General features: G+C 70.2%; 12 protein-coding genes. 8 read left to right on the top strand and 4 right to left on the bottom strand.

Going from position 1 to position 14,719, the window contains the following annotated elements; genetic code table 11:
- Position 1: 1 nt before the first annotated feature.
- The 4 genes from A2G96_RS28910 to A2G96_RS28895 are packed head-to-tail and all read left to right on the top strand — an operon-like array spanning position 2 to position 6,334.
- Complete coding sequence (locus A2G96_RS28910) at positions 2–1,270, top strand: ABC transporter ATP-binding protein (RefSeq protein ID WP_062803570.1); 1,269 nt, start codon at positions 2–4, stop codon at positions 1,268–1,270.
- 34 nt (positions 1,271–1,304) lie between these two features.
- Complete coding sequence (locus tag A2G96_RS28905) at positions 1,305–2,858, top strand: methyltransferase domain-containing protein (RefSeq protein WP_062803569.1); 1,554 nt, start codon at positions 1,305–1,307, stop codon at positions 2,856–2,858.
- A complete protein-coding gene (locus tag A2G96_RS28900) occupies positions 2,855–3,880 on the top strand; it encodes a glycosyltransferase family 4 protein (protein WP_062803568.1) in 1,026 nt (341 codons plus the stop codon). The genes A2G96_RS28905 and A2G96_RS28900 overlap by 4 nt, the downstream gene beginning before the upstream one ends.
- A gap of 48 nt (positions 3,881–3,928) precedes the next feature.
- A complete protein-coding gene (locus A2G96_RS28895) occupies positions 3,929–6,334 on the top strand; it encodes a glycosyltransferase (RefSeq protein ID WP_062803567.1) in 2,406 nt (801 codons plus the stop codon).
- On the opposite strand, the gene A2G96_RS28890 is transcribed toward A2G96_RS28895, so the two are convergent.
- Entirely contained in the window at positions 6,298–7,017 is a 720-nt protein-coding gene (locus tag A2G96_RS28890; protein WP_062803566.1) for a Crp/Fnr family transcriptional regulator, read from the bottom strand. The two genes, A2G96_RS28895 and A2G96_RS28890, sit on opposite strands and share 37 nt — an antisense overlap.
- Positions 7,018–7,233: 216 nt before the next feature.
- Between A2G96_RS28890 and A2G96_RS28885 the strand changes: the two genes are divergently transcribed.
- The 4 genes from A2G96_RS28885 to A2G96_RS33770 all read left to right on the top strand — a co-directional run bounded on the left by A2G96_RS28885 (position 7,234) and on the right by A2G96_RS33770 (position 12,134).
- Positions 7,234–8,595 carry a FecR family protein gene (locus tag A2G96_RS28885; RefSeq protein ID WP_082819139.1) on the top strand — a complete coding sequence of 454 codons (1,362 nt, stop codon included), beginning with the start codon at positions 7,234–7,236 and terminating at the stop codon, positions 8,593–8,595.
- The gene (locus A2G96_RS28880; RefSeq protein WP_062803564.1) at positions 8,583–10,511 is read left to right on the top strand and encodes an adenylate/guanylate cyclase domain-containing protein; all 1,929 of its coding nucleotides are present in this window, start codon (positions 8,583–8,585) and stop codon (positions 10,509–10,511) included. The genes A2G96_RS28885 and A2G96_RS28880 overlap by 13 nt, the downstream gene beginning before the upstream one ends.
- A 97-nt stretch (positions 10,512–10,608) precedes the next feature.
- Positions 10,609–11,877, top strand: coding sequence for a hypothetical protein (locus A2G96_RS28875; RefSeq protein WP_150124281.1), 1,269 nt, complete (start codon positions 10,609–10,611; stop codon positions 11,875–11,877).
- A gap of 116 nt (positions 11,878–11,993) precedes the next feature.
- The gene (locus A2G96_RS33770) at positions 11,994–12,134 is read left to right on the top strand and encodes a hypothetical protein (protein WP_154676093.1); all 141 of its coding nucleotides are present in this window, start codon (positions 11,994–11,996) and stop codon (positions 12,132–12,134) included.
- A 213-nt stretch (positions 12,135–12,347) separates the two neighbouring features.
- Here the strand turns inward: A2G96_RS33770 and A2G96_RS28870 are convergent, their stop codons facing one another.
- The 3 genes from A2G96_RS28870 to pcaDC form a co-directional block, all read right to left on the bottom strand.
- Positions 12,348–13,292, bottom strand: coding sequence for a DUF808 domain-containing protein (locus A2G96_RS28870; protein WP_062803562.1), 945 nt, complete (start codon positions 13,290–13,292; stop codon positions 12,348–12,350).
- Position 13,293: 1 nt separating this feature from the next.
- The gene (locus A2G96_RS33765; protein WP_154676092.1) at positions 13,294–13,470 is read right to left on the bottom strand and encodes a hypothetical protein; all 177 of its coding nucleotides are present in this window, start codon (positions 13,468–13,470) and stop codon (positions 13,294–13,296) included.
- 61 nt (positions 13,471–13,531) lie between these two features.
- Positions 13,532–14,719 carry a bifunctional 3-oxoadipate enol-lactonase/4-carboxymuconolactone decarboxylase PcaDC gene (pcaDC, locus tag A2G96_RS28865; protein WP_062803561.1) on the bottom strand — a complete coding sequence of 396 codons (1,188 nt, stop codon included), beginning with the start codon at positions 14,717–14,719 and terminating at the stop codon, positions 13,532–13,534.

Raw genomic sequence — 14,719 nt, 5'->3', positions numbered from 1 at the left:
CATGCCAGGCACTGCGTCCACCGCGCCGCTGCTCGCGCTGACGCGCGTCAGCAAGGCGTTCCGCCTCTACGCATCGCCAGCGGACCGGCTCAGGGAGGCGCTGCTGCGCCGCGCCTGCCATCGCGACCACCAGGCGCTCGACGGCGTCAGCCTGGAAGTCAGGCCCGGCGACGCGGTCGGCGTGATCGGTCGCAATGGCGCGGGCAAGTCCACGCTGCTCAAGCTGGTGACCGGCGTACTGCTGCCCGACGCAGGCACGATCCGCCATGCGGGCCGCGTCACCGGCTTGCTCGAACTGGGCACGGGTTTCGACCCCAACCTGTCGGGGCGCGACAACATCGACATCAATGCCAGGCTGCTGGGCATGGGTGCCGCGGAAGTGCGGCGCAAGCAGGACGCCATCATCGCGTTCTCCGAGCTGGGGCCGTTCATCGATGCGCCGGTGCGCACGTATTCGTCGGGCATGGCGATGCGCCTTGGCTTTGCCATCGCCATTCACGCCGACCCCGATTGCTTTGTGGTCGACGAAGCGCTGTCGGTCGGCGACGCCCGTTTCCAGCAGAAGTGCATCGCCAGGATCCGCGAGTTCCGCGAACAGGGCGGCGGCATCCTGTTTGTGTCGCACGATGTCAATGCGGTCAAGCTGGTGTGCAACCGCGCGGTGGTGCTGGAAGCGGGGCGGCTGCTGTTCGATGGCCCGCCGGAGCAGGCCGTGAGCCGCTATTTCCGGCTGATTGCCGGGGTTCCGGCCGGCATGCAGATGTCAGTTCGCGATGGCGATGGTGACTACGGCCAACGGCGCACGCGCATCGTGGCCGCGACGCTGCATGACGGACAAGGCCGGGACACGCGCAAGTTCGCCTGCGGCGACGCGGTCAGCCTGCGGCTTGCCGTGGCCTCGGATGACGACGTGGCGCTCAATGTCGGCTTCCTGCTGCGCGACCGGTTCGGCCAGGACATCTTCGGCACCAATACCGGCCTGCTGGGGCGCCGTGTCGCGTTCAGCCGCGGCACGGTATCGGAATGCCGCTTCGACTTCCCGGTGCGGCTGGCGCCGGGCAGCTATTCGGTCACGCTCGCGGTCCATTCGGAGCTGACCCACCTTCACAACTGCCAGCACTGGCTGGACAACGCGCTCGAGTTTGAAGTGTCGGCATTTGGCGCCCACGCCTTCGCGGGGGTGTGCGAGCTGCCGGTCGGCTTCAGCGCGACGCCGCAGCGCGCGCGTGACGGTGCGCAAGCCGACAAGGAGATTCCTTTTGCCTCTTGAGCATCAAGCGTTATCCGAGCCGCCTGTACCTGGCGTGCCATCCGCGCCCGCGCAAGGCGCGGGCGATGCTGACTCTGCGCCAGCGCGCGAGCAGGCACGCGCGGCGCTGGAGGCGCTGGTCGCGCGCGTGCGCGCCGAGGCCGCCGCAGCCGACGGCAAGGCCAGCGCGCTCGATCCGCTGTCCGCCGACTACTTGAGCCTGCCCGAGCCCGCGCTGCCCGAACTGGCCTGTGCCGGCGCGGACGGGGCGCTGCATCCGGTGCACCTGCTATCGATCCCGCGGGCCGAGTTTGTCGGGTACGCCTACCGGCTGCTGCTGGGGCGCGAGCCGGACGATGCCGGCGCCGCCCACTACGCCGCGGTGCTGGCGCTTACCGGCAGCCGGCTGTGGGTCGCGGCACAGCTGCGCAGCTCGGCCGAGGGCCGCCGCCGCGGCGTGCGCCTGGCCGGCGGCGGCGGGCTGCTGGCACGGTACCTGGCGGCGCGGCTGGCGCAGCGGCTGGGGCTGGGCACCCTGGCGCGGCATGCGTTTTGCCGCTACGAGCAGCGCCTGGCGCGGCGCGAGGCGGCGGGCATCTGGCTTGCCGACGCGCTGCAGCGGCAACGCGACGGCATGCTGCGCGCGCAGCGTGGCTGGCGCAAGCCGATCGAGGCCATTGCGGGCAGCGTGCTGAATGCGCTGCGCGAACAGCGCGACGCGCGCGCGCGGATCGACGCGCTGGAAGACCAGCTGGAAAAGCTCTCGGCCGAGCTGACCCACGAGCGCCTGTCGCGCATGGGCGAGCGCCGTACCGCGCCGCCGGCGCCGGGCCTGTTGCCGCACTACGGCGCCGGCACGGACGCGCGCGGCGAGGCCGCATCCGGCGCGGACCTGCGCGCGCAGATCGAGGCCTATTACATGGCCTTCGAGGACGCGAACCGGGGCTCGCGCGAGGAGATCCGCCGCAAGCTGCGCGCCTATGACGGCTGGATCGAGGCCCTGCGCGAGGCGCAAGCCGGCCCGGTGCTCGATATCGGCTGCGGACGGGGCGAATGGCTTGAACTGCTGGCCGAACGCGGCATTGCCGCGCGCGGCGTCGACCTCAACAGCGCGATGGTCGCGTTCTGCCGCGGCCGCGGGCTGGAGGTGGACGCCTGTGACGGCGTCGAAGCGCTGGCGCGCATGCCGGCCGCCGCGCTCGGCGCAATCACGGCCTTCCATGTGGTCGAGCACCTGCCGTTCGAGGTGCTGTACGCGATGATCGCCAATGCGGCGCGGGTGCTGGCGCCGGGCGGTTCGATCCTGCTCGAGACGCCGAATCCCGAGAACCTGCTGGTGGGCAGCCACACCTTCTATCATGACTTCTCGCATCGCAACCCGGTCACGCCGACGTCGCTGTCGTTCCTGCTGGCGTTCCATGGCTTCGAGGCGCCGCAGGTGCTGCGGCTCAATCCCTATCCGGCATCGGCCAAGGTGCCGGGCGACGACCCCTTGACCGAGCGCGTCAACGGCCACCTGTGCGGACCGCAGGACTACGCGCTGATCGCGCGCAAGCCGCTGCTGCCGCCGGCTTCGCCGACGACGCTGCACGCAGCCGCCGCATCGTGAAGATCCTGCTGACCGCGAACCTGGTGCCGTTCCTGCACGGCGGCGCCGAATACCACATCGCCAATCTCGCCGCCGCGCTGCGCGAAGCTGGCCACGCGCTCGAGGTGCTGCGGCTGCCGTTCCGCTTCGGGCCGGACGATGCCGTCGAGCAGTCCATGGCGCATGCCGCGGCGATCGACATGCACCGCCCCAACGGCGTGGAGATCGACCGCGTGATCAGCCTGCAGTTTCCGGGCTGGGGACTCGCGCACCCGGAGCACCACGTGTGGGTGATGCACCAGCATCGCGCCGTGTACGACCTGTACGCCGAGGCCGCGGCCACGCCCTCGCTGCGGCGCCTGCGCGAGCGCGTGATTGCCTTCGACAATGCCGGCCTGGGCCGCGCGCGCCGACGCTTTGCCAACTCGCAGCGCGTGGCGCAGCGGCTGTGGCAGTACAACCAGATCGAGGCCGAGCCGCTCTATCACCCGCCGCCGCTGGCGGGGCAGTTCCGCTGCGAAGCGGCGCTGCCGTTCATCTTCATGCCGAGCCGGCTCGAGACCCTCAAGCGCCAGGCGCTGCTGGTCGAGGCCGCGGCGCGGCTGCGCGCCGGGCTGTCGATCGTGCTGGCCGGCACCGGCGGGCAGATGGAAATGCTGCGCCAGCGGATCGAGGCGCTGGGCGTTGGCCACCGCGTGGCGCTGCTGGGCGAGATCAGCGAACAGGAAAAGCTGCACTTCTATGCGCGCGCGCTGGCCGTGTGCTTCCCCGCGCGCGACGAAGACTACGGCTATGTGCCGCTCGAGGCGATGCTCTCGTCCAAGCCGGTGGTGGTCTGCAGCGACGGCGGCGGACCGCTCGAGTTCGTGCGGCATGGCGAGAACGGCTGGGTGGTGCCGCCGGATCCGGACGCGCTCGCCGCGACGCTGGAAGCCATCGCGGCCCGTCCGGCGCAGGCCGCCGAGATGGGCGTGGCGGGCCGGCAGATGCTGCTGGCACGTGGCATCGGCTGGGAACACGTGGTCGCGACGCTGACGTCGTGAGCGGCGCGCCGCGCAGACAACTGACCACATCATGGTAGGGCGGAACACATGAGAGTAGCGATCGTGGCACCGAGTCCGGTGCCTTTCATCATCGGCGGTGCCGAGAACCTGTGGTGGGGCATGCTGCGCGAGCTGAACCGGCGCGCGGGCGTGGTGGCCGAGCTGATCAAGCTGCCAAGCCCGGAGCGCAACCTGGTCGAGCTGATCGGCAGTTACCGCACCTTCGCGCGGCTGGACCTGAGCCACTTCGACCTCGTCATCAGCACCAAGTACCCGGCGTGGATGGTCCGGCATCCCAACCATATGGTCTACCTGCAGCACAAGCTGCGCGGCCTCTATGACACGTGCCCGGCGCACCTGGCGCGCCCGCCGGACGCCGCCGCGGTGGCGCGCCTGCGGCTGCCGCCGATGCTCGAGGCCGCCTTGCTGGCCGGCCACGGCGGCGAAAGCCTGGATCCGGCGGAGGCGGCCGAGACCCTGCTGGCCGCACTGACGCGCGCCGATGCGCCGCCGGAACTGCTGCATTTTCCCGGGACGTTCGCGCGCGCGGTGGTCCACCTGCTCGACCGCATCGGCATGCAGCCCGGCCATATCCGGCGCTACGCGGCGATCTCGCGCACCGTGCGGGACCGCGCCGCGCATTTTCCCGCCGGCTGCGCCGTCGAGGTATGCCATCACCCGACCGGGCTGGAAGGGCTCGCGCCCACCACGTTGCCCGACGACGCCGGCATCTTTACCGCGAGCCGGCTGGTGGGCGCCAAGCGCATCGACTTGCTGATCGACGCCTACGGGCGCAGCGGCGCGGCCCTGCCGCTGCGCATCGCCGGCGCCGGCCCCGAAGAGAAAGCCCTGCGCGCGCGCGCGGCGCGCTACGACGGCATCCAGTTCCTGGGCCGGCTGACCGACGCGGAACTGGCCCAGGCCTACGCGCGCGCGGCATTCGTGCCGTTCGTGCCGTACCAGGAGGACTATGGCCTGATCACGCTGGAGGCAATGCTGTGCGGCCGGCCGGTGTTGACCGTCAGCGATAGCGGCGGACCCACCGAACTGATCGAAGACGGCGTCAATGGCGTGATCGCGGCGCCCGACGCGCAATCGCTCGGCGCGGCCATCGCCCGGCTTGCCACCGACCCGGCCGGTGTCGCCGCGATGGGCTTGCGCGCGCGCGATCGCGCGGCGGCGATCCACTGGCAGGCCTTCGGCGACTGGCTGCTGTCCGGTGCTGCCCCGGCGCCCGCGGCGCCGCATGTGGCGCGTCCGGCCAAGCCGCGCGTCGTGGTGGTCAATACGTTTCCGGTCGAACCGGTGGTCAGCGGCGGCAAGCTGCGGCTGTTCGGGCTCTACCGGCACCTGGCGCAGGCCTTCGACGTGCGCTTCGTCAACCTGGCGGAGACCGCGATGCCGCGCCATGCCAGGCCGCTGGCGCCAGGGGTGGTGGAGGAGGTGGTGCCGGTGACGCCGCGCCTGCGCGAGCAGGCCCGGGATCTCGAGCACAAGCTCGGTGTGTCGGCTGGCGACCTGGCCGCCGCGATGCATCCGGACAGCGTACCGCAGTGGCTCGAGGCGCTGCGCGAGCAACTGCGCAGCGCGCAGCTGGCGGTTTGCGCGCATCCGTACGGCTTTCCCGCCTTGCAGGCTGCCGGCGAGCCGCGTCCGCACCTGTACGAGGCGCACAACGTCGAGTACGACCTGAAGGCGGGCATGTATGGCCGGCACGCCTGGGCGGCCCAGTTGGTCCGGCATTTCGAGCGCCAGTGCGCCGAACAGGCGCGCGGCGTGACGGCTTGCAGCGAGCAGGATGCCGGGCGCCTGCGCGAGCTGTACCAGCTCGCCGGCACGCCGGTGGCGGTGCTGGCCAACGGCATCGAGATCGCCGAGACGCCGTTCGTGCCGGTGGCCGAGCGCAACACGCGCGGGCGCCGCCTGGGCAAGGAGCGGCCGCTGGCCTTGTTCATGGGCAGCGCGCACGGCCCCAATCTGGAAGCCGCGTTGCTGGTGCTGGCGGCGGCGGCGCGCAGCCCGGCGCTGGACTTTGCCATCATGGGCTCGGTCTGCGGCATGCTCGACGCGGCGGCGCTGCCGGGCAACGTCGCCATGCTGGGGGTGGTCGATGCCGCCGAGAAGTCGCTGTGGCTCGGCCTGGCGGATTATGGCCTCAATCCCGTGCGAGCCGGCTCAGGCACCAACCTGAAGCTGGCCGAGTACACCGCCAGCGGCTTGCTGGTGCTGAGCACGGCGTTCGGCGCGCGCGGCAGCGGCCTGGCCGCGTGGGAGGACTTCGTGCCGATTGAGGCCGACGACCTTGCCGGCGCCCTGCGCGCCGCGCGCGCGCTCGACCCCGCCCGCCATGATGCGCTGGTCGGGTCGGCGCGCGCCAAGGTCGCCGCGGGCGGCGACTGGCGCAAGATCGGCGAACGCTACGCCGCCTTTGCCTCGGGCTTCTTGCGTACCTGAATCTCGGCTTCGCCCTTGGCCAGCTTTTCCAGGATGACCGGTTCGCGCACGATCAGGCGGCGCAGGTCCTTCTGGACGATCCCCGTGCTGACCAGCGCGTGGATGGCGCGCGACACGGTTTCGCGGCTGACATTGGCCATGATCGCGATACCCTGCTGATTGGGCAGGTTCTCGATCGTGACGAGGTTGCCGGTCGGGTTGCGCGCGGCGCTCATCAGGATCGCATAGACGCGCGAATAGGCCCGGTTCATGCCCAGCATCGAACGGTAGCTGGAAGCCTGGCGGATCGTGTTGCACAGCTTCTGCAGCACGGTCTCGACCACGCTCGGGTGGTTGTAGAACAGCCACTTCGCCTTGTGCCGGGGCAGGAAGCCGACCTGCGAATCGACGCTGGCGACGATCGAGGCAGAGCGGGGCAGGCCGTCGATGATGGACAGCTCGCCGAAATAATCGCCCGGCTCGACGAAATCGAGCCCCACTTCCCGCCCGTCCTCGGCCAGTGCGATGACCTGGAGCCGCCCGCTCAGCAGCATCATCAGCGAATCGCCGGCGGCGCCGTGGTGGACGACAAATTCGCGCTTGCGGAAACGCTGAATCCTGATCTCGGCCTGCAGTTCGCGCAGCGTTTCGTCATTCAGGCCGGCCAGGAGACGTTGTCGCCTGAGCAGGTCAAGCGGCTTCATTGCTGAAATTCTAGACATGGACGTTACATAGCTGTCACCCCACGTCCAAGCTAACACGTCCGCGTTGGCCAGGTTTGTGACTCCTGTCACAAAGCGCCGGGCGTGGCTCGGTCATCATCGTCGCCAGCCGGTCGACGATGCGGGAGCCCTGAAGAGCGACCCGCACAGGCCCGGGCGTGCGGCCCTTGCGCCGCACTGAAGTCAGAAGGGGTTGCAATGAAAGCGATAATCCGGGGATTGCTGGTCGGCGTGCTGTCGATCGGCTGGGTGCGGCTGGCCTGGGCGCAAGCGCCGGCCGAGGTGGGCAAGGTAGCCGTGGTGGCCGGCAGCGCCTGGATCGAGGCGCACGGCGAGCGCCAGTTGCTGCAAGCCGGCAACGCCCTGCACGAGGGCGTGACGGTGCAGACCGGCAGCGACGGCTATGTCTACGTCAACACGGTGGACCGCGGCTTTGTCAGCCTGCGCCCCAACTCCAGCCTTACCATCGAGGCCTACGTCTACGACAGCGCTGCGCCCGCCAACACGCGGATCAAGCTGCGCCTGAACCGCGGCGTGGTGCGCACCATCTCCGGTGAGGGCGCCCAGGCCGCGCGCGAGCGTTTCCGCATGAATACCCCGGTGGCGGCGATCGGCATCCGCGGCACCGACTTCTCGGTCTTCACCGACGCGCGGACCACGCGTGTCAGCGTGCGTGCCGGCGGCATTGTGATGTCGCCGTTCCTGGCCGGCTGCCGTCCCGCCGGCATGGGCCCGTGCGAGGGCGGCACCGGGCTGTCGAGCCAGGCGGGCGGCAGCATCCTGCAGCTGCGCCATGGCGAGACCCAGCCGACGCTGCTCGGGCCGCAGTTCCAGCACCTGTCGCCGGAAGCGGTGGCACCGCCCGGCAAGGACGAAGGCAGCGCCGCCGGCGGGCAGGTCAGGACCTCCGCGGTGGGCGCACCGGCCGTCGTCACCGCCAACGAGATTGCATTCGGCGATGCCGTCAGATCGCTGCCAGAGCCGCGTCCCGCCCCTGCGCCCGTCCCCGAGACGCCGGTGGTGCGCCCGCCGCCTCCCCCGCCACCTCCGCCGGAGGCGCAGAAGCTGTTCTGGGGGCGCTACCAGGCGCTCGCCAGCCTGCCCGCGGACATCACCCTGGAGGCTTTGCGCGCCGGCGTCCACGACATCGTCGCGATGGGAGGTTTCGGGCCGTTCGCCCTGGTGCGCGATACGCGCGAGCCGATGACGATGCCGCTCAAGGGGGTGTTCGGCTTCCAGCTCAAGGGGGCCGAGGCCTACGTGGTGGGCGACGGCAAGGCGACCGCGGCCACCGTGGCCGATCCATCGCTGGTGGTCGACTTCGGCAAGCGCCGCTTCGACACAAGCCTGACGGTCAGCACCGGCCAGCTCAGCCACCAGATGCGCGCGCAAGGCTCGGTGACCTCCGACGGCATGATGCGCAGCGACCAGGCCGCGGGCAATGCCACGGTGCGCGGCGCGCTGGCCGGCACCGACGCGTCGCAGGCCGGCTACGTGTTCAGCAGCCAGATCGGCGCCTCCGGGCAGACCGCGGTCGGGGCGACAAATTGGGGGCGCTAGGCGCGGCCACGCCGCGCGACTGGCTGCGCCCGGGGCTGTTTGCGCTGGTGCTGGGTGCCAGCGCCCTGCTTGGCAGCGGCACGTGGTCGCCGCGCTGGTTCCACCGGCTGGAGGACCTGATGGCTGACCTGCGCTGGCGGCTGGGCCCGTCCGCCGGCCAGTCGGCGCATGTCGCGGTGATCGAGATCGACGAGGCCAGCCTGGATGTCGTCGGGCCCTGGCCATGGCCGCGCGAAGTCGTCGCCGGCCTGGCCGGCGAGCTCTTCACGCGGCATGGAGCCCGCGTGGTGGCGCTGGACATGGTATTTCCGGAGCCCCGTGATGCTGCCGCGGACGCCGCCTTGCTAACGCTTGCCAGGCGGCACCGGATGGTGTTTTCGCAGGCCTTCTACCTGACGCCGGCAGCGGTGCGGACGGGCCATCCCGGGGGCGCGCTGCCGGCGTCGGCCGAACCGTCGACCGCCGCAGGACTGGCCGGGGTGCCGGCCGCGACGGGCCATCTCGGCAATTTCTTCGCCGCCGCCCCCGGCGACTGCGTCGGCCATATCACGCCCCAGGTGGATGCCGACGGGGTGGTGCGGCGCATCGCGCCGGTGATCGGCTATGCGGGCCAGCAGTATCCGATGCTGGCGGCGGCAGCCCTGCTGTGCGCCAGGCCCGGCCTGCCCGCGGCGCTGCCCTGGCCTGCATTGGCGCCGCTGATGGCGGCGGCAAGGGAGGCCGACGGCTTCGTGCCCATTCCGTGGCGCCATGCGAGCGCAGGGTTTCCGGTATTCAGCGCAGTCGACGTGCTGGCCCGGCGCGTGCCGGCGCAAGCGCTGGCGGGACGTTATGTGCTCGTCGGCGCGTCGGCACTCGGCCTGTCGGACCATGTCGTCAGCCCGCACGATCCACGCCTGCCGGGCGTGATGGCGCATGCCGAAATGCTCGACTGGCTGCTGGCGGAAGCCGCGGCGCCCTCGCCGCGGCTGATGCTGCCGTGGCTGGGCTGGGCCTGGACCATTGCTACGGTGCTTGGGCTCGCCTGGTTGTCGCGCGGCGGCAACCTGCTGGCGGCCTATGGCGCCCTGACCGGCATGGCCGGGCTATGGCTGCTGGTGCTGCTGGGCTTGCCGCCGGGCGCGGCCGGGCGCGCAGCGGTGCTGCCTGTGGTGGCCATGCTGATGCTGCTGGTCTTGCAGGCGCCGGCGGAGTGGGCGCTGGCGCGCGCGCAGGCGCGGCAGTTCCAGCGCCGTTTCCGCCGCTACCTGCCGCCCGCGGTGATGGAAGCCGTGCTGCGCGAGCGCGGCTACGAGGCGATGCTGCCCATGCGCCGGACCCTGACCGTGCTGTTCGCCGACATGGAGGGCTACACCGCGCTTGCCGAAACCATGGCACCGGAGCGGCTGGTCAAGGTGACCGAGATCGTGCTGGAAGCGCTGACCGCGCAGATCCATGCCGCAGGCGGCACGGTCGACAAGTACATCGGGGATGCGGTGATGGCGTTCTGGAACGCCCCGCTCGATCAGCCCGACCATGCGGACCGCGGCCTGGCATGCGCCTGCGCCATCCTGTCCGGCATGCCGGCGCTCAACGCGCGGCTGCAGGCGGTATGCCCGTGGCTGGCGCCGGTGCGCATCTGCATCGGACTGCATAGCGGCGACGCCGTGGTCGGCGAGATCGGCTCGCCGCTGCGCAAGAGCTACACGGCCATCGGCGATACGGTCAATATCGCGTCGCGCCTGCAGGACCTGTGCAAGGCGGTTTCGGCCGACCTGCTGGTGGGCGAGGGGACCGCGGCGCTGGCGCAGCGCCACGTGCTGGAGCCGGTCGGCCGCGCGCGCTTGCGCGGGCGCAGCCGCGCCGAGCAGATCTACGCGGTCCGCGGGCGGCCCTGTCCGCAGCCTTTCGACCTGTCGGAGCCGGCTGTTGCCTGATGCGCGTGCCCGGTGCACGCGGGCGAAGCTGTGCGCAATGCTGATGTGTGCTGCGGGTGCGGCGCAATGGGCGCACTCGTCGCACTCGGCCCAGCCCGTGCTTCCCGCCCGCCCAGCCATGCCGGATCTGGCGGCGCCGCGCCAGCCGGGATCAACGGGTCTCATCGTCGCAGAATTGCCCGCCGCGGCTTTCGACGCGGGCGGGGCTTACGAATCGTTCTACCAGCGTGTCCATGGCGCGATGCGCGACGGCGACTTCGACGCGGCGCGGCAGCTGCTGCTCGATGTCGAGCGGCTGCCGCTGCCGCACGCCGGCGCACGGCTCGACATCGCCATTGCCCTGTGCGAGCTGGGCGAACGCGAGCGCGCCTTCACGCAGTTTTCGCAGCTGCAAGGCGGCGCCGATGTGCCGCCGGCGATCCGGTTGCTGATCGATTCTTTTGTGCGGGGCGGATGCAAGCGCCCGGATCCGCGCCTGCGCGGGCAGCTGTCGCTGCAGGCCGGCTACACCACCAATGCCAACTATGGCCCGCGCGATCCGGTGGTGCCGCTGGCACCGGGGGCGCGGCTGCCCTACCTGCTGCTGCAGCCGTCGCAACTGGCGCAGGCGGACCGCTTTGCCGGCATGGATGGCAGCGTGAACTGGGGCACCGGCGGCGTCGAAGGCCTGAACGTGTCCGCGGGCGCCTCGATCCGCCAGTACGCCCGGCGCCACGACTATAACCAGTCCGGCACCAGCCTGGCCGTCCACTACGGCAGCGAGACCCGCGTCGGGCTGGTGGAGGGGCAGGCCGCGCTCGGCTACACGTGGCTGGGCGGGCGGCCGTACCAGTATGGCGCCAGCACGCTGCTGGGCTACTGGCTGCCGGAGCGCCAGCTGGCCGGCAAGACTTACCGGATCGGCGTCGACACCAGCATGGCACTCGACCGCTATCCCGACGGCCATGCCTTCGACGCGCGCCGCCACGACTTGCGCCTGCGCGGCCGGCTGGACCTTGCGCCCAACCTGCAAGTGTCGGCTGCCGTTGGTGTCATCCGCGACCTGGCCCGTAACGAACGCGCGGGTGGCGACCGCGATGGCTACGCCATCCTTGCCAACCTGACATGGCTGCCGCATCCGCGCCATCTGGTGGTGGCGCTCGCGCAGCGCCAGGAATTGCGCGATCGCCAGCCGTACTTCCGCGCACTGTTCGGCGACACGCGCCGACGGCAGGTGCTCAGCCAGGTGCTGCTGCGCTACACCTATCGCCAAGGGTCCGATCTCTCGATCTATGTCCAGGGCCTGTACCAGCAGTCCGACGACTCCATCCCCCTGTTCCGCTACCGCGCCGGCAGTATCAGCACCGGCGTGCTGATGGAGTTCTGAGCGGTGCGACAGGCTTGGCGATGGACTGGCGCAGATTGTGCCGGCGGGCACAGTATCGTGCGGCGGGCGCTGCCACAATCGCCTGCTGCGCCTGACATGGACACTTTGCGCTTCTCATGGACTGGGAAAAACTGACCAACGGCGGCCTCGGCGAATTCCATCGCTATCCAAGGCGGGGCCGCCGCAAACGCGCCGTGCCTATCCTGCTTGTGCTGGCCGTTGCCGTGGCCATGGCTGTCGGCTTCTGGATGCGCTGAACGGGAACGCTCTTCTGCGAAGCGCAAAAAAATGCCGCCAGTGCCCGGGGAGCAGCTGGCGGAAAGTGCGGGGATTAACGGTCGTGAACAAGACCGTTACGTGAGATTCTAGGCAGGCGCGCCAGAAGCGCCGGTGACGCCCGTCACACCGCCATGCAGTTCTGTGCGAGATCCCACCAAGGTAGGGTCACGCGCCGATCCCCGCGCCCGCACCTACCGCGCCGAAGGCCTCACCGCCCGCATCCCCGCCTTCACCACGCTCACAACCGCCAGCACCAGCCCGCCGGCGATGATGCCGGCGATGCCGTCGATCACCACCGGCGCCAGCACCGCCAGCACGCCGCCGATTGCCGGCACCGATGCCACCGCCAGTGCCGCGGCTTCGGTCACATGGTGCATGGCCGGGATGCCGTGCATCAGGATGCCGCCGCCGACCAGGAACATCGCCGCCGTTCCGGCGAACGACAAGGTCTTCATCAGCAGCGGCGCCAGCCGCAGCAGACCCTGCCCCAGCCAGCGCAGTCCCGCCGATGCCTGCTTGCTCAGGTACAGGCCCGCGTCGTCGAGCTTGACGATGCCGGCCACCAGGCCATAGACGCCGACCGTCATGATGACCGCGATCGCGCACAGGACGGCGAGCCGCTGGCCGAAGGGCGCGTTGGCGACGGTGCCGAGCGAGATCACGATGATTTCCGCGGACAGGATGAAGTCGGTGCGGACCGCGCCCTTGATCTTCTCTTTTTCGAAGGCGACCATGTCGACGGCGGGGTCGGCCACGGCCTGGACTTCGCGCGCGTGGTGGGCGGCGTCCTCGGCCTTGCTGTGCAGGAACCGGTGTGCCAGTTTTTCAAAGCCTTCGTAGCAAAGAAACGCGCCGCCGATCATCAGCAACGGCACCACCGCCCACGGGGCCCAGGCGCTGATCGCCAGTGCCGCCGGCACCAGGATCACCTTGTTGCGGATCGATCCCAGCGCGACCGCCCAGACCACCGGCAGCTCGCGCTCGGCCTTCACGCCGCTGACTTGTTGCGCGTTCAACGCCAGGTCATCGCCCAGCACGCCGGCGGTCTTCTTGGCCGCCATTTTGCTCATGACGGCGACATCGTCCAGGATGGTGGCGATATCGTCGATCAATACCAGCAAGCTCGAACCCGCCATGTCAGGGCCTCCGCGCGCGGCAACGCTGCCGCTGATGCAGCCAGTGTGTCATTCGGTCATGCTCCTCGATGTCGTGGATCCGCCCAAGCAGGTTTTGTACCGGCCGCTGGTTGGAGGTCGCACCGGCGGCGATGGTAGCCTGGCATCCGGGATGCCAGTCGGCGAGATTGTATGACATGGGACCGGTTCCGCACCGGCAGGCTGAAGGCGAGCTGCTATTTCTCCGTGATGAATACCTGTTACACCGGTTTGCGCCCCGCCTCATCCATCTCCGCAAACACCTCTTCCGCCAGATGGAAAGCCGAATTTGCAGCCGGCACGCCGCAATAGATCGCGGTCTGCAGCAGCACCTCCTTGATCTGGTCGCGCGTGACGCCATTGTTGGCGGCGGCGCGCAGATGCAGCTTCAGTTCTTCCGCGCGGTTCAGTGCCACCATCATGGCGATGGTCAGCAGGCTGCGCGTGTGCCGCGGCAGGCCTTCGCGGGTCCAGATTTCGCCCCAGGCGTAGCGCGTGATCAGGTTCTGGAATTCCTCGTTGAGCGGTGACAGCCGCGTCAGCGAACGATCCACGTGGGCGCTGCCGAGCACCTCGCGCCGCACGGCGAGGCCGGCTTCGTAGCGGGACTGGTCATCGCTGACCGGCAGGCGGCCGCGGATAAAGTCGAGCAGCGCCGCGGTGAAGCGCCCCGGTTGTTCGACATTGGAGATATGCGCCGCGGGCAGCTCGACGAAGCGGGCGCCCGGGATGGCATCGGCCAGTTCGCGGCCTTGCTGCGCGGTGGTGGACGGATCGCTGCTGCCCGCGATCACCAGCACCGGCACGGCGATGGTGCGCACGCTCTCGCGGAAGTCTGCGTCGCGCACGGCGGCACAGCAGGCGGCGTAGCCGCGCGGATCCAGCCCGGCCAGCACCGCGCGCATCGGATCGAGCGCGCGTCTGGCGCTGGCGGCGAAGCCCGGCGTGAACCAGCGCTGCACCGACGGCTCGACCATGCCATGCATGCCGTCGCGCAGCACGCCGGCGATGCGCGTGTTCCAGCTCTCGGCATCGCCAATCCTGGCCGCGGTATTAGCCAGCACGATCTTGCTGAAGCGCTGCGGCGCATGGACCCCCAGCCACATGCCGGTCAGGCCGCCCATCGACACGCCGCAGAACACGGCCTGCGCAATGTCCAGCGCATCCAGCAGCGCCAGCACGTCGCCGCCGAGCTGCTCCATGGTGAAGGCGTCGCCGGGCGCGGCGGAGCGCCCGGTGCCGCGCGTGTCATAGCGCACCACGCGCAAGCGCCCGGCGAGCGCGTCGGCTTGCGCCTGCCACATGGTGTGGTCGGTGCCGAGCGAATTGGAAAAAACGATGGCCGGCGCATGGTCCGGGCCGTCGACCGTATAGAAGAGCCGTGCTCCGGCGTGGTCGAGATAGGGCAA

Source organism: Cupriavidus nantongensis (assembly GCF_001598055.1).
In the GTDB taxonomy this organism is placed as follows: Bacteria; Pseudomonadota; Gammaproteobacteria; order Burkholderiales; family Burkholderiaceae; genus Cupriavidus; species Cupriavidus nantongensis.
This window is presented reverse-complemented; position numbering and strand designations above follow the sequence as displayed.